16 protein-coding genes are annotated in these 18,291 nt (G+C 64.1%); 6 read left to right on the forward strand and 10 right to left on the reverse strand.

The window, feature by feature from the left end:
• The first annotated feature begins 11 nt into the window (after positions 1-11).
• Together BJA_RS31760 and BJA_RS31765 are read left to right on the forward strand one after the other, a co-directional pair.
• A complete protein-coding gene (locus BJA_RS31760) occupies positions 12-962 on the forward strand; it encodes an alpha/beta fold hydrolase (protein ID WP_011089011.1) in 951 nt (316 codons plus the stop codon).
• A 483-nt stretch (positions 963-1,445) separates the two neighbouring features.
• Positions 1,446-2,432 (forward strand): helix-turn-helix domain-containing protein, encoded by a 987-nt coding sequence (locus BJA_RS31765; RefSeq protein ID WP_038966772.1) that lies wholly within the window; start codon positions 1,446-1,448, stop codon positions 2,430-2,432.
• A gap of 317 nt (positions 2,433-2,749) precedes the next feature.
• Here the strand turns inward: BJA_RS31765 and BJA_RS31770 are convergent, their stop codons facing one another.
• From BJA_RS31770 to BJA_RS31785, 4 genes are all read right to left on the reverse strand, one after another.
• Positions 2,750-5,071: a molybdopterin guanine dinucleotide-containing S/N-oxide reductase gene (locus tag BJA_RS31770; RefSeq protein WP_038966773.1), complete on the reverse strand. Its 2,322-nt coding sequence runs from the start codon at positions 5,069-5,071 to the stop codon at positions 2,750-2,752.
• Positions 5,072-5,219: 148 nt separating this feature from the next.
• The gene (locus BJA_RS31775) at positions 5,220-6,269 is read right to left on the reverse strand and encodes an Ldh family oxidoreductase (protein ID WP_011089014.1); all 1,050 of its coding nucleotides are present in this window, start codon (positions 6,267-6,269) and stop codon (positions 5,220-5,222) included.
• 2 nt (positions 6,270-6,271) lie between these two features.
• Positions 6,272-7,153 carry an alpha/beta hydrolase gene (locus BJA_RS31780; RefSeq protein ID WP_028175706.1) on the reverse strand — a complete coding sequence of 294 codons (882 nt, stop codon included), beginning with the start codon at positions 7,151-7,153 and terminating at the stop codon, positions 6,272-6,274.
• Positions 7,154-7,231: 78 nt separating this feature from the next.
• Entirely contained in the window at positions 7,232-8,134 is a 903-nt protein-coding gene (locus BJA_RS31785; RefSeq protein WP_011089016.1) for a VOC family protein, read from the reverse strand.
• A 23-nt stretch (positions 8,135-8,157) separates the two neighbouring features.
• Between BJA_RS31785 and BJA_RS31790 the strand changes: the two genes are divergently transcribed.
• Positions 8,158-8,451 carry a hypothetical protein gene (locus BJA_RS31790; RefSeq protein ID WP_133415027.1) on the forward strand — a complete coding sequence of 98 codons (294 nt, stop codon included), beginning with the start codon at positions 8,158-8,160 and terminating at the stop codon, positions 8,449-8,451.
• Positions 8,444-9,175 carry a GntR family transcriptional regulator gene (locus tag BJA_RS31795; RefSeq protein WP_038966758.1) on the forward strand — a complete coding sequence of 244 codons (732 nt, stop codon included), beginning with the start codon at positions 8,444-8,446 and terminating at the stop codon, positions 9,173-9,175. The genes BJA_RS31790 and BJA_RS31795 overlap by 8 nt, the downstream gene beginning before the upstream one ends.
• 139 nt (positions 9,176-9,314) lie before the next feature.
• Here the strand turns inward: BJA_RS31795 and BJA_RS31800 are convergent, their stop codons facing one another.
• The 6 genes from BJA_RS31800 to BJA_RS31825 are packed head-to-tail and all read right to left on the reverse strand — an operon-like array spanning position 9,315 to position 15,851.
• Positions 9,315-10,202: a branched-chain amino acid aminotransferase gene (locus BJA_RS31800; RefSeq protein WP_011089018.1), complete on the reverse strand. Its 888-nt coding sequence runs from the start codon at positions 10,200-10,202 to the stop codon at positions 9,315-9,317.
• A 28-nt stretch (positions 10,203-10,230) separates the two neighbouring features.
• A complete protein-coding gene (locus tag BJA_RS31805; protein WP_038966759.1) occupies positions 10,231-11,091 on the reverse strand; it encodes a hypothetical protein in 861 nt (286 codons plus the stop codon).
• 11 nt (positions 11,092-11,102) lie between these two features.
• Positions 11,103-12,260, reverse strand: a complete 1,158-nt coding sequence (gene metA, locus BJA_RS31810) for a homoserine O-succinyltransferase MetA (protein ID WP_011089020.1) — start codon at positions 12,258-12,260, stop codon at positions 11,103-11,105.
• Between the two features lie 26 nt (positions 12,261-12,286).
• Positions 12,287-13,561, reverse strand: a complete 1,275-nt coding sequence (locus tag BJA_RS31815; RefSeq protein WP_011089021.1) for an O-acetylhomoserine aminocarboxypropyltransferase/cysteine synthase family protein — start codon at positions 13,559-13,561, stop codon at positions 12,287-12,289.
• Positions 13,562-13,593: 32 nt separating this feature from the next.
• Positions 13,594-14,598, reverse strand: coding sequence for an amino acid--[acyl-carrier-protein] ligase (locus tag BJA_RS31820; protein WP_011089022.1), 1,005 nt, complete (start codon positions 14,596-14,598; stop codon positions 13,594-13,596).
• Between the two features lie 26 nt (positions 14,599-14,624).
• The gene (locus BJA_RS31825; RefSeq protein ID WP_011089023.1) at positions 14,625-15,851 is read right to left on the reverse strand and encodes an acyl-CoA dehydrogenase family protein; all 1,227 of its coding nucleotides are present in this window, start codon (positions 15,849-15,851) and stop codon (positions 14,625-14,627) included.
• A gap of 243 nt (positions 15,852-16,094) precedes the next feature.
• Between BJA_RS31825 and BJA_RS31830 the strand changes: the two genes are divergently transcribed.
• Together BJA_RS31830 and BJA_RS31835 are read left to right on the forward strand one after the other, a co-directional pair.
• The gene (locus BJA_RS31830; RefSeq protein WP_038966761.1) at positions 16,095-16,364 is read left to right on the forward strand and encodes a phosphopantetheine-binding protein; all 270 of its coding nucleotides are present in this window, start codon (positions 16,095-16,097) and stop codon (positions 16,362-16,364) included.
• Positions 16,361-18,277 carry a long-chain-acyl-CoA synthetase gene (locus tag BJA_RS31835; RefSeq protein ID WP_011089025.1) on the forward strand — a complete coding sequence of 639 codons (1,917 nt, stop codon included), beginning with the start codon at positions 16,361-16,363 and terminating at the stop codon, positions 18,275-18,277. The genes BJA_RS31830 and BJA_RS31835 overlap by 4 nt, the downstream gene beginning before the upstream one ends.
• Positions 18,278-18,291: the final 14 nt, after the last annotated feature.

Genomic DNA, 18,291 nt, shown 5'->3' on the forward strand with positions numbered 1-18,291 from the left:
AGCGACGACATATGAGCATTCCAGCCACCCTCGCCCTCTCTGCTGCCTGCGCGACCGTGCAGGCCTCGGCGCAGGAGCTGCGGTCGAGCCGGCGCTCGATCAGCTATCACGCCGTCGAGATCCGGGGCCTCAAGATCTTCTACCGCGAGGCCGGGCCGGCCGACGCGCCGACCGTGCTGCTGTTGCACGGCTTCCCCTCCTCCTCGCGGATGTGGGAGCCCCTGCTGCCGCTGCTGGCCGACAAATATCACCTGATCGCACCGGACTATCCCGGCTTCGGCAACAGCAGCGCGCCGCCGCCGTCCGGCTTCGCCTACACGTTCGACAATATCGCCGGCGTGATCGGCGAGTTCACGGCGAAGCTCGGCCTGAGCCGCTACGTGCTGTTCATGCAGGATTACGGCGGCCCCGTCGGCTTCCGCATGGCGCTGGCGCATCCCGAACGTACCAGCGCCATCATCATCCAGAACGCCGTTTCGCATGAGCAGGGGCTGAGCCCGCTCTGGGAAGCGCGTCGCAGATACTGGGCGGATCCGGCGCACGAACTCGAGGCGCTCAAGGCCAACTTCACCTCTCTGGAGGCGACACGCCAGCGGCACCTCGGTTCCAGCCCGCGCCCGGAACGCTATGATCCGGATACATGGACCGACGAATACGCGTTTCTGACGCGCCCGGGCCAGGCCGAGATCCAGACCGCGCTGTTCCTGGATTACCGGACCAACGTCGCGTCCTATCCCAAATGGCAGGACTGGCTGCGCAAGACGCGGCCACCGACGCTGGTGGTTTGGGGCAAGTACGATCCATCCTTCGCCGTCGCCGGCGCCACGACCTATCGCGACGATGTTCCAGAGGCGGAGGTTCACATCCTCGAAGCCGGTCACTTCGCGCTGGACGAGGCGACCGACGAGATCGCGTCGCTCGTCCGCGACTTCCTAGCGCGACTGGACGGACACAAGGGCTGAAGACGAAAGCAGGAGGCGCCGACGGCTTCCGCCGGCGCGGCTCTCGACGTCATGATCCACTGCTGCGGGGGCCATGTCCTACCGAAAGCTCATTCACTTCTCGCTCATCCTGACGACCACCTCCACCGCGTCGAGACGCGCGGCGCGCCATATCCAGCGCCGAGGCGATGTCCAGTGAACGCCGAGCGCGAACCTCACACCGGTGGGTCGATCGCCACATCAGGTCCGGCGCCATCCTCGCGCCACGCCAATCGGCGCAAAGACTTGAAACATTTGAGAAAGTCGACCTCTCTGCGACGGGCTGTCACACCATGTTCGCGCACACAAAATCTAACACATCCTAATCATCACTAACGGGCTTCTTGTCCGGCTCACGCCTATCCTCTGAGCATGGAAAACCTTCTCGAAAGCCTTGTCGAAAGCTTTGGGCTTGGGGGTTTGCCGGTCGCCGCCAGCGGCCGCGATGCCAAGAGAGGACGAGCGATGTTTACCGACTTGCAGGCGGCGCCTGCCTGGATTGATCTTCAGGCCGAGCCGCGCGATCACCAGCTCCGCCAGGCAGCACAGGCGATCCCGAGGGAACGCGGGTGGCGCCGGATCGACCGCGGCCCGGAGGCGGCGATCGAGGACATCACGATTTCGCGATGGGAGGATTTCAGAGACAGCTCGTCGCACGACGCGACGACGCCGGAGGATCGCTACTTCGTCGGCATTGCCCTGAAGGCCACGCGTGCGAAATTGACCCGTGACCGCCAGGTCATTTTCGACGGCACCATGCCCGCAGGGACGCTCTATGTCAGCGCACCGTCGAAGCCTCTCGCCGCACAATTCCAGGCGCCTTGCGCTTTCCTGCACTTCCATATCTCCGCCGATCATTTCCCGGCGCAATCGCCTGCCGCGGAAGGACTTGGCGACCTCGTCCTGCTGCGCGACCCGCTCGCGGCCGAGCTCGCCAGGGCGCTGACCGAGCATGGCGATGCCGCGGACCGGGAGTTCACACGCTGCGTCGGCCAGACCCTTGCGATGCATCTGGCCCGGCTGGAGCCGCCGCGTGCCAGGGTCAACGCCTTGCCGAAATGGCGGCTGCGGCGCGTTGAGCAATATATCGCGGACAATTTCGACCGCTGCATCAGCCTGTCCGAACTCGCCAATGTCGCCGGCCTGTCCAGAATGCACTTTGCAGCACAATTCCGCACCGCGACCGGCTACCGTCCGCGCGAATATCTGCTCAATCACCGGATCGAGCATGCGAAGACGCTGCTCGCGACGACCGGGCGGCCACTGGCCGAAATCGCGCTTGCCGTCGGGTTCAGCACCCAGGCGCATTTTTCGACCGTCTTCAAGCGCATCAGCGGCCAGTCTCCGGCACGCTGGCGCCTCGCCAGCAAGGCCGAGCCTCTCGCAGCGGAAGCGCTGCCGCGGCGCCGTCCTGCTGCAGACAGGGACTGGATGGCCAGCGCGGCCGCGTAGCTCGTCCTTTCGACACGCCAGGCGACATGGCGTTGCGGAATACGCGTCTGGTTTGGTCTGCAATTTTTCGAACGTAAGTGCCCTGCCACTTGCGCCGGCCCGCGCCCTCGTCCTCCCGGGCCTACGAGCCACTCGGGGCCGTCCCTGCTCCCACACAGGACGGCCCCTTTTCTTTGTCTATTGACGGGGATGAAGTTGCGCTCACAGCCTCCACATCGTCATTGCAAGCGCAGCGAAGCAATCCAGACTGCCACCGCGGAAAGACTCTGGATTGCTTCGCTGCGCTCGCAATGACGGAGCAAGAGGCGAACGCCCCGCTACACCGGATCGAACGCCCGGATCGGCGGCAGATTGCCGGTGAATTTCTCCACCTCCACCGTCGTCAGCTGCCCCGTGCAGCCCTGCGCGAAGGACGAGGTGCCGACGTCGCGGGTGAGCACGTTCGGATTGCCGTGGACGCAGAGCGGCGCGTCGTCCTCGGGGTCCATCGGGTCGTACCAGGCGCCGGTCGGGAGCTGGACCACGCCGGGCGCGATGCCGTCGGTGACATGGACCGCGGCGAGGCAGGCGCCGCGCTCGTTGAACAGGCGGATGATGTCGCCGTCCTTGATGCCGCGCGCGTCGGCATCAACCGGGTTCATGCGCGCGACCTCGCGGCCGCGATGCTTGGCGCCAAGCGAATGTCCGCCGAAATCGAGCTGGCTGTGCAGGCGCGTCACCGGCTGGTTGGCGACGAGGAAGCATGGCGCACCGGGCTTGGGCATGTCGGTCTTGTCGAGCCAGACCGGATGGCCCGGACAATCCGCATCGCCATGGCCGGCGATCCTCGTCGAGAAAATCTCGATGCGGCCGCTCGGCGTCGGCAGGGCGTGAGCGACCGGGTCCTCGCGGAAGCGGCGCAATCGGCCGCCGTCGTCGGGCTGCTGCGGCACGACCAGGCTGCCGCGCTGCCAGAATTCGTCGAAGCTCGGCGCTTCGAGGCCGCGCATGGCGAGCGAGGCGCGGGTCGGCTCGTAGAGATGTTTTAGCCACTCCCGCGACGTGCGTCCTTCGGTAAAGGGTTCGCGCGCCCCGAGACGCTCGGCAAGATCGGCAAAAATCTCGTAGTCGTCGCGCGCGAGGCCAAACGGCTCGGCGATCCGGTGCATCGCGACCATGAGGGGATCGTTGCTGGAATAGCCGATGTCCTCGCGTTCCAGCGTCATGGTCGACGGCAGCACGATATCGGCGTGGCGCGCCGTCGCAGTCCAGGCGAGCTCGTGCACGACGAAGGTATCGAGCTGCGCAAAAGCCTTGCGCAGGCGGTTGATGTCCTGGTGGTGATGGAAGGGATTGCCGCCGGCCCAGTAGACGAGGCGGATATCCGGATAAGTGCGCGTCTCGCCATTGTAGCGATAGGTGGCTCCGGGATTGAGCAGCATGTCGGCGATGCGCGCGACCGGGATGAAATCACGGACGCCGTTGCGGCCCTGCCCGAGCGTCGGCCCCGGCACGTCGTTGACGCGGCGGCCGTAATAGCCGATCGCCCCGAGCGAATAGGCGTAGCCGCCGCCGGGCAAGCCGATCTGGCCGAGCGCTGCCGCCAGCACCATGCCCATCCACACCGGCTGCTCGCCATGCTCGGCGCGCTGGAGCGAATGCGAGACGGTGATGAGCGCGCGCTTTCCGGCAAGGCGACGGGCGAGCGTGCGGATCGTGTCCGCGTCAACGCCTGAGATCGCGGCGGCCCACTCGGCGCTCTTCGGCTGGCCATCGCTCTCGCCGGTGAGATAGCGCAGGAAGACGGGCCAGCCTTCCGTGTAGCGATCGAGGAAGGCCTGATCGTGCAGCTTCTCGCTGACCAGCGTGTGGACGATGCCGAGCATCAGCGCGGTGTCGGTGCTGGGCACGCAGGTCATCCATTCGGCACCGGCCTCGACGGGCAGGTCTTCGCGGAGCGGGCTGACGAGAATGAACTCGCAGCCACGCTTGCGCGCAGCTTCCATGGCGCTGCGCTCGACATGCTTGCTGATCGAGCCGCCGGCCACCATGGAGTTCTTCAGCGCCATGCCGCCGAATGCCAGCACGATGTCCGTCTCAGTCGCGATCTGCTCCCAGGTGACGTTGCGCTTGGTGATGTCCTCGTAGCCCGCGAGAATTTGCGGCAGCAGCACCGAGGAGGCGCCCGAGGAATAGGAATTCACCGAACGCACATAGCCGCCCATCGCGATATTGAGGAAGCGATGCACCTGGCTCTGCGCGTGGTGGAAGCGGCCCGCGCTCGACCAGCCATAGGAGCCGCCGAACACGGCGCCGGGCCCGCGCGTGTCGCGGATGCGGCCGAGCTCGTCGCCGAGGAGGTCGAGCGCCTTCTCCCAGCTCACGGAGACGAATTCGTCGCGGCCGCGGCGATCGTCCGGACCGGGCCCGCGCTCGAGCCAACCGCGGCGGATCGCCGGCTGGGCGATGCGCGCCTGATGTCGCAGCGCGCCCGGGAAATTGTCGATGATGCCGTTCGGATCAGGATCGCCCGCATAGGCCCTGACCTCAAGGCCGGCTGCGCCGTTGCGCGCCGAGAACACGCCCCAATGCGAGGTGTGCGGCTTGAAACCGTCGGACAGGTCGAGGCCGGGGTCGGGGAAGCCAATCGTATCGTCCATCATCTGATCCTTGTTCCGGTACATGGTGGCAGTATACCGATCCACGTCCCGATGTCGCCGAGATCAGGGTTGACGGAAACGCTGGGCTCCCGCGCGCAACGCAGGCAGGTGGGGATGGTCGGCCCGGGGTGCGCCCGAGGGTCCTCGACTAGGCAACGCCTTCGGGCACCGCCACATTCAGTTTCGAGGCGAGCGCCAGCAATCGCGAAACAGTTCCCCGCGCGAGCGGAATCCCCGCGCGCGACCGTCTTTCCATTTCCTCAAAGCCGCGCTCGCCCGGCAGGTATACGCTGTCCGCCCCGGCCGCGGGCGGCAGGCTCTTGATCGCCGCGCCGAGCCGATCGACTTCAAGGGTGAAGTTGTCGCCGAAGGCCGACGGGTCGAGCACAGCCACCAGACCGTTGCCGCCTGGATCGCCGCCGTGGACGAGCGCAACGGCGATGAGTGGGTTGGCCGTCAGGACGCTGGCGAGAACCTCTATCATCAGAGAGAGGCCCGAACCCTTGGGACCGGCCATCGGAAGGACCGCTTTTGCTTCGCGCGGATCCGTTGTCGCCTGGCCATTCCCATCGACAGCCCAGCCAACCGGAATCGGCTGACCGGCATCCCTCGCAGCCATGATCTTTCCGAGCGCCACCGATGCCGTCGACATGTCGAGGAGCAAGGGACGATCGGGATTGCCGGTCGGCGCGGCAATCGCGATCGGGTTCGTTGAGACGCCCTCTGCGCTGGATCCGTGGTAGATCATCAGCGGTTTCGAAGCCGTCATAACAATGCCGATCCGCCCCGCCTGAGCGACCTGATGCGCGTAGTATCCGATCGCGCCGGCGTGGCTGATGGAGCGAACCGCGCACCAGCCGATCCCGTGGGTGTCCGCAAGCTCGCTTGCTTTTCGCGCGGCAAGGCTCATTCCGACGGCGCCGGGCGCGCGTTGTGCGTCGATCACCGCCACCGCGCCCTTGCCCGAAACCTGGCGCGGTTCGGCGGCGGGATTGATCAGACCAAGCTCGACCATCTCGACGTAGCGCGGGATCCGCAACACCCCGTGCGAATCGGCGCCGCGCAGATTGGCCCAGACGAGCATGGCGGCCGTCTCATCCGCCTGGTCGGCCGTGAAGCCGCCCGCCCTGAGAAGATCCGCCGCGAACGGCCGGAGCGCATCGGCGCCGATCGCGACCGTGTCTGAAGCGCCCGTCATGCTCAGGCACCGAGCGGAGACGGGAAGAACTTGTCGAGCCAGCCTTTGATGATCGCCTTGGTGCGCGGCGCATCGCCTTCGGCGAGCGGGAAATGCGACGTGCCGGTGATCAGCACGAGCTCGGCCGGCTGGCCGGCCTTCTCGAACATGCGGATCGACTGCTCCGTCGGCGTGATCGTGTCGTTGGCGGTGTGCAGGAACAGGATCGGACGAGGCGCGATGTTGCCGACGACCTCGTCCGCTCGAAAATTGTACATGCTCCACGCGGTCTCGACGGGAATCTCCATGATCGCCTTTGGCGAGAGATTCTTGCGCAGATGCTCCGGGATCGGGACGGCATCGAAGCGGGAGATCCACATACTCTGGCCGGTTTCCTGCTTTTGCTTGCGTCCTTTCTCCAGAAGCGAGGTGAATTTTGCCCAGGCTTCGGGCGTCGGATGCTGGCCGCGGAATTTCCGCTCCCCGTCGCCCCAGCCGCAGGACGAGATCACGCAGGCAAAGCGATCGTCGACGCCGGCGGCGTAGACGGAGACGGCCGCGCCGAAGCTATGGCCGACCACGCCGATCCGCCCGGGATCGACCTCTTCCCTCTCCGCAAGGAACGTCAGCGCGTTCTTGGCGTCCGCGACCTGGTCGAAGCAGCGCACCTGCGCACGTTCACCTTCGCTCTCCCCGCAGCAGCGGAAATCGAAGCGAAGCGCCACATATCCCATCTGCTCGAGCATGCGCGCCTGGATTTCGGCGTGGGATTCGTCCTTCGATCCGACAAAGCCGTGCAGGACGATGAAGGCAGGCAGCCGCTGGCCCGGCTTTCTCGCGTCCGGCACGTGCAGTACGGCCGATAGCTTGAGCCCGTCAGACCGGAAGGTGTGCTTCTCTTGCATTGGAATCTCTCTCGTAGGCTGCGACAGGGGCGGCGCGCTCACGCAGTGCGCACACGGGCAAGGCTGCCCGACTTCCCGTCAGGTGATGGCGGTGAAGGGAAAGTGAAACTGACGCCATTCGAGCGGCGCGGGCGTGCCCCAGACATTCATGCAGCGCACATTGCCCGGGCGCTCGAGATTGGTGATGACATTCGGCACGAAGCCGTCGTCGTCAGCGATGAGAGCCATCGATCCGGAGCACTCGATCATCGCGCCGCTGGAATCGGTGTAATAGGCGTAGGTGTTGTCGCCCGGCCGATGCCGGCCCGGCCCCCACAGCATCTGCCTGTCGAAGCGGTCAAGCAGGTCACCGAGCTTCAGGTAGTCGTTGAACTCCTTGAACTCGAAGGAGTAGTGGTGCAGCCCCACCTTGCCGCGAACGACGCCGACGATGTGATGCTGGCGATTGCCGCCGTACATCCAGCTCAGGCTGTCGTCGACCATGCGTTCGGATATGCGGAGGCCGCAGATCCTCTCGAGCTGCTGGCGCGTTGCAATCGGATCGGGCGACGTCAGATTGAGATGATCCATGCGGTTCGGTCCGACGCCGTGGGTCGGATAGCGCCGGCCGTAGATCTGGTCGCGCGTCGGCGTATGCACCTCGAAGCGCAGCCCTTCCGGCGTGTCGAAGGTGACGCCCGCGGCCATGCAATCGAGGCTGGGTTTACGCGAGATGACGCGACACCCGGCGCTCTCGACGCGCGACTCCGCCTCGCGGACGGCATCGACGGTGAGCGCCTCCAATCCGATCGTATGGGTCGCATTCTCGTGCGACCTGAGCAGCACCAGTTCCGCCGCGCGCCCGTTGGAGCTCAACCAAGTCTGCCCCTCGTCCGTGTAGGTGATCTGCAAGCCGAGGATTTCGGTCGCGTCCCGGACCACGGCCTCGATCGCCGTGGTGTTGATTTTCACGTGCCCGACCGCATGAACAATAGGCGGCATTGCTCCCCTCCCAGGGCTCGACGATGTTTGATGTCCTGATACCGCATCAGGGCAATGCGCACAAACATATTTTCGATGAAATCGTATTATTTCGAAATTATGTAACTTCGTCCGATCCTGCTCGCCGACGATGGGACCCGAAGCTGTTCGGAGAGTTCGCAGCAATCCCGTCGCTTGCTGCAGGCATCGATCCGTTCAACACCGTGGATACCGCCGTGCCAACCGGGCAACGGCAGCCCGAACTGTTTGATATTCTTTCGAAAATCGATGATACTGACTGGCAGCAGAGGGATGGCAGGACGGCGTCGGATGCGTGAGAGGGTCAAGCCAGCAGGTGAAACACGCGCGGCTGACGTGCTCCACCGGATGCGCGCAGACATCATCAGTTGCACGCTCAAGCCCGGCGCCAAGCTGCGGTTCGAGGCGCTACGGGACATCTACGCGGTGAGCTTTTCGACGCTGAGGGAGGCGCTGTCGCGCCTCGTGGCCGAAGGGCTCGTCATCGCGGAGGATCAGCGCGGCTTCGTCGTCGCGCCGGTTTCGATCGACGATCTCAACGACCTCACCTATGTCCGCGTGCTCATCGAGCGCGAATGCGTTGCGCTCGCGATCAAGAACGGCGACGACGCCTGGGAGGCGGACATCATCGGCGCATTCCACCGGATGGATCGCCTGCAGAACCGGCTCGGCTCCAATTATTATCTCTCGGAAGAATGGGGCAAGCTCCACGGCGATTTTCATTTTTCGCTTGTTGCCGCGTGCGGCTCGCCCAACCTCCTGGAGATCCGCCAGAAGCTGTTCGAACGCGCGCACCGCTACCGCCGCATGTCCTCGCAATTCCGGACCAAATGGCGCGCCAAGGATGTCGAGCACAAGATGATCATGGATTCGGTCGTCGCGCGCGATGCCGCGAAGGCCGAGGAGCTGATCGAGCGCCATATCCGCGAGACGACCGACAACGTGATCAAGCACGCAGGCCACCTCTTCGTCACATCCGACGAGGAACGCCCCCGCCGCACAAGCCGGGTCGCCGCTGAATAGGTGCCAGCAAGGACGGTCCTCCTGCTCGCCGTCACGCGCATCCTCTCACATTTCGCGATGCTTCTTGGCTCACCAGAGCGACCGCAGCTGATATAGAGTCGCGCCCTATCCTCTCGCAATGTTGCCCAGTGATGCCCTCTCACGCAGCAAGCTTCATTCCGTGGGCAAAATCCCAATACAGCTTTCGTGCCCGCGCATAAAAGCGCCCTGGCCTGAGTTGCCGGTCGTCGATCCGGATCACGGGCGCGACTTTTGCGAAATTGCCGGTCGAAAAGATCTCGTCCGCACTGACGAAATCGGAGTAGCGCAGCGTTGCCTCCAACACCGTGATGCCGTCACCGCGCAAAAGTTCGATCACGCGCTGCCGCGTGATTCCGTTCAGGAACGTGCCATTCGGCGCAGGCGTAAAGACAACGCCGTCTTTCGCCATGAACACGTTGGAATTGCCGAACTCCGTGACGTTACCGAGCATGTCCAGCATCAGGCAATTCTGGAAGCCGCGCGAGGCGGCTTCCCTGAGCGCACGCGAACTGTTCGGATAAAGACAGGAGGCCTTGACATCGGCCGGCGCGCATTCGGCGGTCGGTCTGCGGAACGGCGACAGGGTAATCGCGCTGCCGACGGGCTCCGGGATCGGCGATTCGTAGATGCAAAGGCACCAGTCCGTCGTTTCCGGATCGAACAGCACACCGCCGCCGATGCCGTTCTGCGGCCAGTACATCGGGCGGATGTAGAGTTCGGCATTGACCGGGAAACGGGCGATACCTTCGCGCACCAGTCCGAGCCACGTGTCGAGATCGACGACCGGTTTGAGCCCGAAGTTGACCGCAGATTGATTGACGCGGGCGCAATGACGATCGAGGTCGGGCATGACGCCTTCGAAAGCGCGCGCACCATCGAAGATGGTCGAGGCGAGCCAGAGCCCATGAGTACGTGGCCCCATGATCGGCACATTGCCCTCGTGCCACTGGCCTCGGAAGAATGTCCATGTCCTCGAATGGCTGATGGAATTGGTATCGGGAACCATGACGAACCTCCGTTCCGGGTCGACTAAGTTATGGTCCGTAGATCACCAACTCGGAATCCGACAGATCGGCAAGCCGGGGGCAATGCGGGCCCTTGAAGTATTTGCGGCCGATCGGCTCCCTGTAGATGCCGACGAGGCCACGCACAGGGCCATTGGCGTCGAGCGCAATCGATATCCGGCCGCGCCGCAGCAAGAAGCGGCCGATGGCGCCGGCACACACGACATAGTCGGCCACATCGGGGCAATAAATCATTTGCATCGCCAGGAGCCTGATCCTACGGACGCGCATCGGCTGCAGGACGAATGGAAAGGCGCGGCCATCGGAGGCGCGGCATATCAGGCAGAGGCAGCCGTAGGCTGCATGACGTGCCAGCAACACGACGTCAGCCTCGGACAAGCCGTCGATCGCCTGCGCGTCCTGCCGGACGACCTCAACACGCATCGCCTTGGCCGGACGCGACAGCGCCGGAAAGGAGAAGAACAGGCCACCGCAATAGCGGCGAAATCCCTGCCCTTCGATGACTTGCCAAGTCCATTCCGCCGGACTGATATTGACGTAGGTCACGTCCTTGTGGCGCTGCGCTACCTTGGTCAGCATCGGTGCGTAGCTGCGAAAGGCAGGTTCCACATACCAGCTGGAGAGATTGCAGCGGATGGAAATGCTTCCACCATCGTTCCTTGCGGTGTGGATCAACTGCAAAGCACCGACGGGCGCCCGGTCATGCTCAAGCATGTAGCCGAAGCGCGGGAAGCTGTCGGGCGTCTCGCGCACGGACAGGCGCCGGAGTCCGTCGATCCAGTAGTCCCGCGAACGGGTCGGAAAGCCGCGTGTCAGAAGATCGGCGATGGCGTCGAGATCGGCTATTCCTATCTCACGACATCGGATCATGGTCCGAACTCTCACTCGTAGTAGCCGAGCCGCCTCTTGGTCGCCGGATTTGGCGAACGCGCCAGACGAGCGGATCGAGCAGCAACCAACTTGCGTCCGTGGCGATGTGCCGGAATTCCGGCGGCAGACGGAGCCGCTTCTCGGGATCCCAACGGCTTTGAGCGTCCGGCTGGCTGCGACACCATGTACTGCAACCAGTTGCGGTATATGTGCTGGGCCGGCAGATGCCAGACGTTGCTCAGGTCCCTCGTCAGCTGATCCGCTGGAAAGTCGGCAAAAAGCTCTGGTTGTCTGTCGGAAAGGGCTTTCTGTCGGAAAGCGATCAGTATCTCTTCCGCGCCCTTGTTCAGATAGCCCCTCGGTATCGTCGGACAGACCTCGTTCTCTCCCCGGAGGAAGCGACCCATATCCCTTCGATATTCACCCAGCAGGCTCTGGGTTTCGTATTCCGGGTGCCCCTGGAAATGGACGAAAAGGCTGTTCTTCTGTTGCTTGACGAAGCAATCGACGCCAGCCTCCGCCGACCAGGTGAGAACCGAATATCCGCAGTCCGAGAGATCCTCCTCCTGCACCTCGTTCCACCGGGCGTGCGGAATTCGGAAGGTCCTCGGCACATCTTGCATCAAGGGATGATGTCTCGTCTTTGTTTGAGCGAAGACACCGAAGCATTTGGTAGGCAGCTTGTGGCGGGTAACGCCGTCCAGGTGCAGGACGGCCCCATGGACGGCCAGACAGGAAAACACCGACGACACCGTATTCTCCCGGGCCCAGTCCGCGATCTCGGCGAAGGTGGTCCAGTACGGCTCGTCCGTCAGACTGGCGGCTCTGGGTTCGGCGCCGGTCACGATCACTCCGTCCAGGCGTCTGTTCAGCAGATCGTCGATGCCACGGTAGTATCGACGAACGTAATCGCGCCCCCATTCCGAACGGGGGGTCGCCTCCATCGTATAGAAATGCAGCCTGACGCAAAGTCGTCCGGCAGCCGCAGCCAGCAGGTCGAACAGCTGGCGCTCGGTCGACATCAAGGCCGCATCCGACATGTTGTTGATGAGCCCGATGTCGAGGCACTCCGCCCGGTTTCCCGGTGACGCCATCGCGCGGGCGCCGTTGCCGGGCGCTCTCGATAAGAGGTGGTGCTCGTCCGAGTCTACGTCGATCAAGACAGTCATGCGAGTGCCTTCATGGTTGACGAACGTCAATTCGCGGCGCAGAGGGCCTGATCGAGATCCGCGACGATGTCGTCGATGTGCTCAATTCCGACGCTCAGCCTGATCATCTCGGGCCGTACGCCGGCTTTGTCCTGTTCTTCGGCCGACATTTGCCGGTGCGTTGTCGATGCGGGGTGGCAGGCGAGCGTTTTCGCGTCGCCAATATTGACCAGCCGCTTGCAGAGCTTCAGCGCGTCGTAGAACCGCTTGCCCGCCTCGAAGCCTCCAGCCACGCCAAAAGTCAGCAGCGAACACGCCCGGCCACCCAGATACTTCTGCGTCAGCACGAAATAGGGGCTGTCGTGAAAGCCGGCATAGTTCACCCACTCGACACGGCGGTTATTGCGCAAGAACTGCGCGACCTTTGCGCCATTCTCGACGTGCCGCTCGATCCGGAGCGCGACGGTCTCGATGCCCTGGAGCAGCAGGAAAGCGTTCATCGGCGCCAGGACGGCGCCGGTGGTCCTCTGGGAGACGGCGCGGCAACGCGCAATGTAGGCGGCGGCGCCGTAGCGCTCGGTAAAGACCAGCCCGTGGTAGGATTTCTCCGGCTCGTTCATCATCGGGAAGCGCCGGCGATGCTCCGCCCACGGGAACCTGCCGCCGTCGACGATAATTCCACCAAGCGTCGTGCCATGCCCGCCCATGAATTTCGTCAGCGACTCCACGACGATGTCTGCGCCGTATTCGATCGGCCTGAGCAGGATCGGTGTCGGCACCGTGTTGTCGACGATGAGCGGGACGCCGTGCCTGTGCGCGGCATCGGCCATCGCCTGGATGTCGCAGACATTTCCGGCCGGATTCCCGACGCTCTCGCAGAACACCGCCCGTGTATCGTCGTCGATCAGCCTTTCGACGCTTTCCGGCCGGTCGTCGTCCGAAAAACGGACCGCAATGCCCTGCCTCGGCAGGATGTGCGCGAACAGCGTATGCGTGGTGCCATAGAGCTGCGGAACCGAGACGACGTTGGAGCCCATCTCCGCGAGGTTCACGACCGCATAGTTCACCGCGGCCTGACCGCAGGCCACGCTAAGTGCCTCGATGCCTCCTTCCAGGGCGGCGACGCGCTTCTCCAGCACGGCGTTGGTCGGATTGCCGATCCGGGTGTAGCGGAAGCCGTCCACTTCAAGGTTGAAGAGCGCGGCTCCATGATCGGCACTGTCGAATGCATACGAGGCCGTCTGGTAGATCGGCACGGCAACGGCTTTCGTTGCCGGATCGCTTTCGAAGCCGCCGTGAACGGCGAGAGTCTCTCTCCTCATGGAGGCGCTCCCTTCCGCTCTCCGATCCCGGGCTAGCTCCCGGCTTCCTTGGCGCATCGGTACTCCTCGAATGCTGACGGTGCCCCGCGGTCGGTCTGCGCCAGGCCAAGCAGGTCCCGCACTGCGATCGGCCACAGCGCGACGTCTTTGCCGTGGGTATGGAACATGGCGACGGCGAGACGGTCCATTCCGAAGGCTACGCAGGCAGTGTGGGCCGGCTCGCCGGCCGCATCGACGATGCCCCAGGTGGTGCCGAAATGATCGCGGTGGTAGTTGAAGCTCATGCAGGCGGTCGGTCGCTCCTCGGAGCGCAGAGGCACCAGCAGTTCGAACTTCAGCGACAGCTGCTTTTGGCTCACCGCCATCATCTGCCCGACCCGGCCGAAGAACGGGTCGTTGGCATGGTCGATCCTGAAGGTCAGCCCGAGATCTCGGGCGATCTTCTGTGCGCGTATGATCCAGCGCTCCCGGAACGCCGAGACGTGATCGGCGCTCCCGATGCAGACGAATTCGCGCATCCTGAAGGACTGCAGCCGGTCGAGATGGCGCGAAGGTTCGCGACGGAAACAGTCGGCGGCCACATCGAAGCTCCAGCCGGCTGCCGGCACGGGCCCTCGGCTCGCGGCGATCGGATAGAGCGGATAGCAGGCTGCCGGCGACAGGACGAGATCGGCTGGCGATAGCGATTCGGTCCAGTCGCCGCCGGCATCGAAGCGGCTGATCGCCGCGTCGATCTCGCTTTCTATGCCGTGCAGGCCACAGACGCAGCCGAGAAGATTGGGAAAGCTCTTCAGATAGCCCGACCTCTCAAGCTGGGCGCGGTTCATGACGGGCGGGAAGCGCATCACCTCGGTGTTCGGCTCGCGATTGCGCGAGATCACCGCCGCAATTCGCTCCACAACGTCTTCATAGAGTGCGGTGCGGCCATAGACGCCGGGAGAGCCCATCTCGTGGAACAGCGCATCCGCAAGATGGTCCAGCGGATCGGCCGGAGGCGGAGTGGAGTCCGCCGGTGCTTCGACAATGGCCAGGTTCATTAGGCCGTTTCCTTTTCAGAAGGAGATCAATCGCACAAAGAGCCCGGAACGGTGCTCATCAGCGTGGCGGTACCCATGCTGGAGAGGATGCGATCGTTATTGATCATGATCGGAGCGGAGAGCACGTCACGCAGGTGGCGACCGATACTGACGTCGGTGTCGTTGCGGTATCCGGACAGGCCGCAGGCGCGCATCGCGTGCATGACGGTCGCAACCGCGAGCTCCGAGGCCTCCACCTTGAGAAGATTGATCGAGGACTGGAAGTCGACGGACGAAAGCGCGCGCACGTCCCGTTCGCAAGCTCCATAGAGCTGGAGATTTGCGGCGATGACGGCGCGTAATTTCGTCAGGGTCATTTTGGCGGCGGTGAAGTGCGCCGCGCCGGGAGGCATGTTGCCGCCCGATCCGCGGGCGGCCTTGCGAATGAAGAGCTGCGCCCGGTCCACCGCCGCAGCCGCGATCCCCGCCCAGACTGAGGACCAGCACAGGTGGGCGACGGGCGTCATCGTCTGCGCATGGATCTTTTCGTATGCCACGGGGAATATCTGGTCCGCAGCGCCCCTGAAATTCAGCTTGAAGCCGGCGCTGCAGGTCCCGCGCATGCCGAGCGTCTCCCACCCGAGAGTGGGCTCCAGCGTATAGTCGTCACGGGTGATGGCGAGTAACACCTGATCGGATCCGGCGGCGGAGTCCGAGCGGCGGGCGACGGTGATGATGCCGTCCGCCTCGGCGCCGTACGAAATCACGGTCGCGTCGCGCACCAGCGAAATCTCGGTGCCGGCGCTCTCCACTGCGGCCGAGCTGAAGCGTATGTTTCCGCCGTTCTGGCCTTCCGTGGTCGACGACGCCAGCAGCATCTGCTCGGCAGCCACGCGGCGCATGAGGCTCTCATGCCAACCACTGCCCGCGCCGTGGCGAACCAGGCACGCGACCTTGGTCTGATGCATCGCGAAGATCATCCCGACCGAAGCGCAGGCGCGGCCGAGCGCGTAACACATATCGGCCACCTCGGAGATAGGCGCACCGTCTCCGCCGAACTCGACCGGAATCTGGGCGCCCAGAAGTCCCTCCTTGCGCGCCGCGTCGATCGCCTTCCGCGGGAATCGCGCCTCGCGATCGACCGCCTCGGCCTCCGCCGCGGCGACCTGCGCGACATTTGCCGTTCGCTGCTGGAACGAGGATCCGTCGGGAGAGAATGCTATTCGGCCAATTTCCGTGGCGACGTTGCGGAACTGAACTTCCTGCACAGTCATGGGCCCGAGCCTCCCGTTTCATGGTTGTCATGATTGGACAATGCGAGCCAGATCGAGATGAATGCCGCTCAAAATCGACAAGTAGCTCACTTCCCCTGCCGCGTCGCTGGCGCAGAAGTGGGTGTCAAGGAGCTTCCACTCCCGGGCGAGGTACCTCCGAAGCAGAGCTATTGACCGAAGGAACAGTTGGGTATCGTCGCCCCGAATGTGATCACGCCTGGCCACGGCAGGAGACCGGCTGAAATGCACAACACTGCCATCAACGTTCAGAACCGTGTTCTGTCGGTCGTCAGGAGCGTCCTCCAGCAGAACGCGATCAGCGCCGATGTCCACCCGGAGTCGCGACTCGTGGATATCGGACTCAGCTCGATGGGGATGGTCGAGTTGATGCTCAAGGTCGAAGCCGAGTTCGATCTCATCCTTCCCCAGTTCGAGATCACGCCCGAGAATTTTCGATCGGTAAAGGCAATGGAGCGGATGATCCTCAACCAGCTGGGATCCGGGTCGGGATGAAGCCAGTTGAACAGAGGTTCTGCTTCGACAACCAGGCGAGCCGCATTGAACGGGTGCGCGCGCCCCCCGAGCCAGCTCAGCCGCATGATCACGTTCAGAAGAAAGTCGTGATCCAGCAGGCGACCAGACGCGACGCTCTGCGGCGCAGACCATCCGCCGCCAAGACCTGGCTGCAAGCCATCGCACTCACCGCACGGCTCGAAGCCCAGCCGCATCGGTTGTTCGCCGACATCGTGGAGGATTGGGCACAGCGTCAGCCCGGGCGGCCCGCGTTGCTCTCGGATGGCCAATCCTTCACCTATGGCGAACTCGCTGCCCGGATCAACCGGTATGCGCGCTGGGCGCGGGACGTCGGCCTCCAAGCCGGCCGCACCGTCTGCGTGCTGATGCCGAACCGGCCGGACTACCTCGCCTGCTGGCTCGGCATCAGCAGCGTCGGCGGGACGGTGGCACTGATCAACACCAGGCTGGTCGGCCAGTCGCTCGCCCACTGTATCGACGTCGCTCATGCCGATCACCTCATCCTCGCTGCCGATTGCGTGGATGCGTTCGAGAGCTCACGTCCGCACCTGCACCGCGAGCCGCAATGTTGGAGCCTCGGCACCGGCGATCCAAGCGGCGATCTGGATGCGGCGCTCGCCGCATTCGAGCCACGTCCGCTGTCCTCCGCCGAACGCGGCGACGTCACGATCGACGAACGCGCGCTCCTCATCTACACCTCGGGCACCACGGGCCTACCGAAGGCGGCGAACGTCAGTCATCGCCGCATTCTCGCCTGGGGCGGATGGTTCTCCGGACTGACGGACGCGTCCATCGAGGATCGTCTCTACGATTGCCTGCCGCTGTATCACTCCGTGGGCGGCGTCGCCGCTCCCTGCAGCATGCTCTGCGCGGGCGGTTCGGTCGCGATTGCGGAGAAGTTTTCCGCTGGCAGCTTCTGGGACGACATCGAACGTTTCGACTGCACCGTCTTCCAGTATATTGGTGAGCTTTGCCGCTATTTGCTGAAGGCGCCAGCGTCTGAACAAGAGGCGCGACACCGGCTGCGGCTGGCGGTCGGTAACGGATTGCGCGGCGACATCTGGGAGACGTTCGCCAACCGGTTCGCGATTCCGCAGATCCTCGAATTCTATGCCGCAACCGAAGGCAATTTCTCGCTGTTTAACGTCGATGGAAAACCGGGCGCGATCGGCCGGGTCCCGCCAGTTCTGGCGCATCGCTTTCCCGCCTCGATCGTCAAGATCGATGCGGACAGCGGCAGCCCGGTCCGGAGCGCTGCAGGGCTCTGCATCGCCTGCGCACCTGGCGAGATCGGCGAGGCTGTCGGACGTATCGGTGGCGGCGATCGCGACGGCCGGCCTTTCGAGGGCTACACGGATCCCGAGGAGACCAAGAAAAAGGTTCTGCACGACGTCTTCGCTGTGGGCGATGCCTGGTTCCGCACCGGTGATCTGATGTTGCGCGATGCGCAGGGCTACTTGCACTTCATCGACCGCGTCGGCGACACCTTCCGCTGGAAGGGCGAGAACGTCGCGACCAGCGAAGTGAACGACGCAATCAGGGACTGCCCCGGCGTTCTCGACGCCTCGACCTATGGAGTTGCGGTGTCCGGGGCCGATGGCCGCGCCGGCATGGCGGCCTTGGTGGTGGACCGAGATTTCGATCTCGAGATATTCAACGAACACCTTTCGCATCGGCTGCCGCCTTATGCAGTTCCAGCCTTCGTCAGGCTGTGCCCGGCGCTCGAGACGACCGACACCTTCAAGCAGCAAAAGCAGCGGCTGATCCGCGAGGGATTCGATCCTTCGCTGGTGGACGATCCGCTGTTCCTGCGTGATCCGGCGACCGGCGGCTATCGTTCGATCGACCGGGCCGTCTACGCGCGCGTCGTTGAGGGCGAAATCAGGCTCTGACATCGGCTCGGAAG

This window comes from Bradyrhizobium diazoefficiens USDA 110 (assembly GCF_000011365.1).
Lineage (GTDB): Bacteria > Pseudomonadota > Alphaproteobacteria > Rhizobiales > Xanthobacteraceae > Bradyrhizobium > Bradyrhizobium diazoefficiens.

Bases quoted from the DNA above. Each gene is read 5' to 3' on its own strand.
- metA (WP_011089020.1), bottom strand. From the start codon at position 12,260: ATGACTGTCTTGATCGACGTAGACTCGGACGAGCACCACCTCTTATCG.
- BJA_RS31815 (WP_011089021.1), bottom strand. From the start codon at position 13,561: ATGAGGAGAGAGACTCTCGCCGTTCACGGCGGCTTCGAAAGCGATCCG.
- BJA_RS31775 (WP_011089014.1), bottom strand. From the start codon at position 6,269: ATGACGGGCGCTTCAGACACGGTCGCGATCGGCGCCGATGCGCTCCGG.
- BJA_RS31820 (WP_011089022.1), bottom strand. From the start codon at position 14,598: ATGAACCTGGCCATTGTCGAAGCACCGGCGGACTCCACTCCGCCTCCG.
- BJA_RS31805 (WP_038966759.1), bottom strand. From the start codon at position 11,091: ATGATCCGATGTCGTGAGATAGGAATAGCCGATCTCGACGCCATCGCC.
- BJA_RS31795 (WP_038966758.1), top strand. From the start codon at position 8,444: ATGCGTGAGAGGGTCAAGCCAGCAGGTGAAACACGCGCGGCTGACGTG.
- BJA_RS31770 (WP_038966773.1), bottom strand. From the start codon at position 5,071: ATGGACGATACGATTGGCTTCCCCGACCCCGGCCTCGACCTGTCCGAC.
- BJA_RS31800 (WP_011089018.1), bottom strand. From the start codon at position 10,202: ATGGTTCCCGATACCAATTCCATCAGCCATTCGAGGACATGGACATTC.
- BJA_RS31785 (WP_011089016.1), bottom strand. From the start codon at position 8,134: ATGCCGCCTATTGTTCATGCGGTCGGGCACGTGAAAATCAACACCACG.
- BJA_RS31790 (WP_133415027.1), top strand. From the start codon at position 8,158: ATGTTTGATGTCCTGATACCGCATCAGGGCAATGCGCACAAACATATT.
- BJA_RS31765 (WP_038966772.1), top strand. From the start codon at position 1,446: ATGTTTACCGACTTGCAGGCGGCGCCTGCCTGGATTGATCTTCAGGCC.
- BJA_RS31835 (WP_011089025.1), top strand. From the start codon at position 16,361: ATGAAGCCAGTTGAACAGAGGTTCTGCTTCGACAACCAGGCGAGCCGC.
- BJA_RS31825 (WP_011089023.1), bottom strand. From the start codon at position 15,851: ATGACTGTGCAGGAAGTTCAGTTCCGCAACGTCGCCACGGAAATTGGC.
- BJA_RS31780 (WP_028175706.1), bottom strand. From the start codon at position 7,153: ATGCAAGAGAAGCACACCTTCCGGTCTGACGGGCTCAAGCTATCGGCC.
- BJA_RS31760 (WP_011089011.1), top strand. From the start codon at position 12: ATGAGCATTCCAGCCACCCTCGCCCTCTCTGCTGCCTGCGCGACCGTG.
- BJA_RS31830 (WP_038966761.1), top strand. From the start codon at position 16,095: ATGCACAACACTGCCATCAACGTTCAGAACCGTGTTCTGTCGGTCGTC.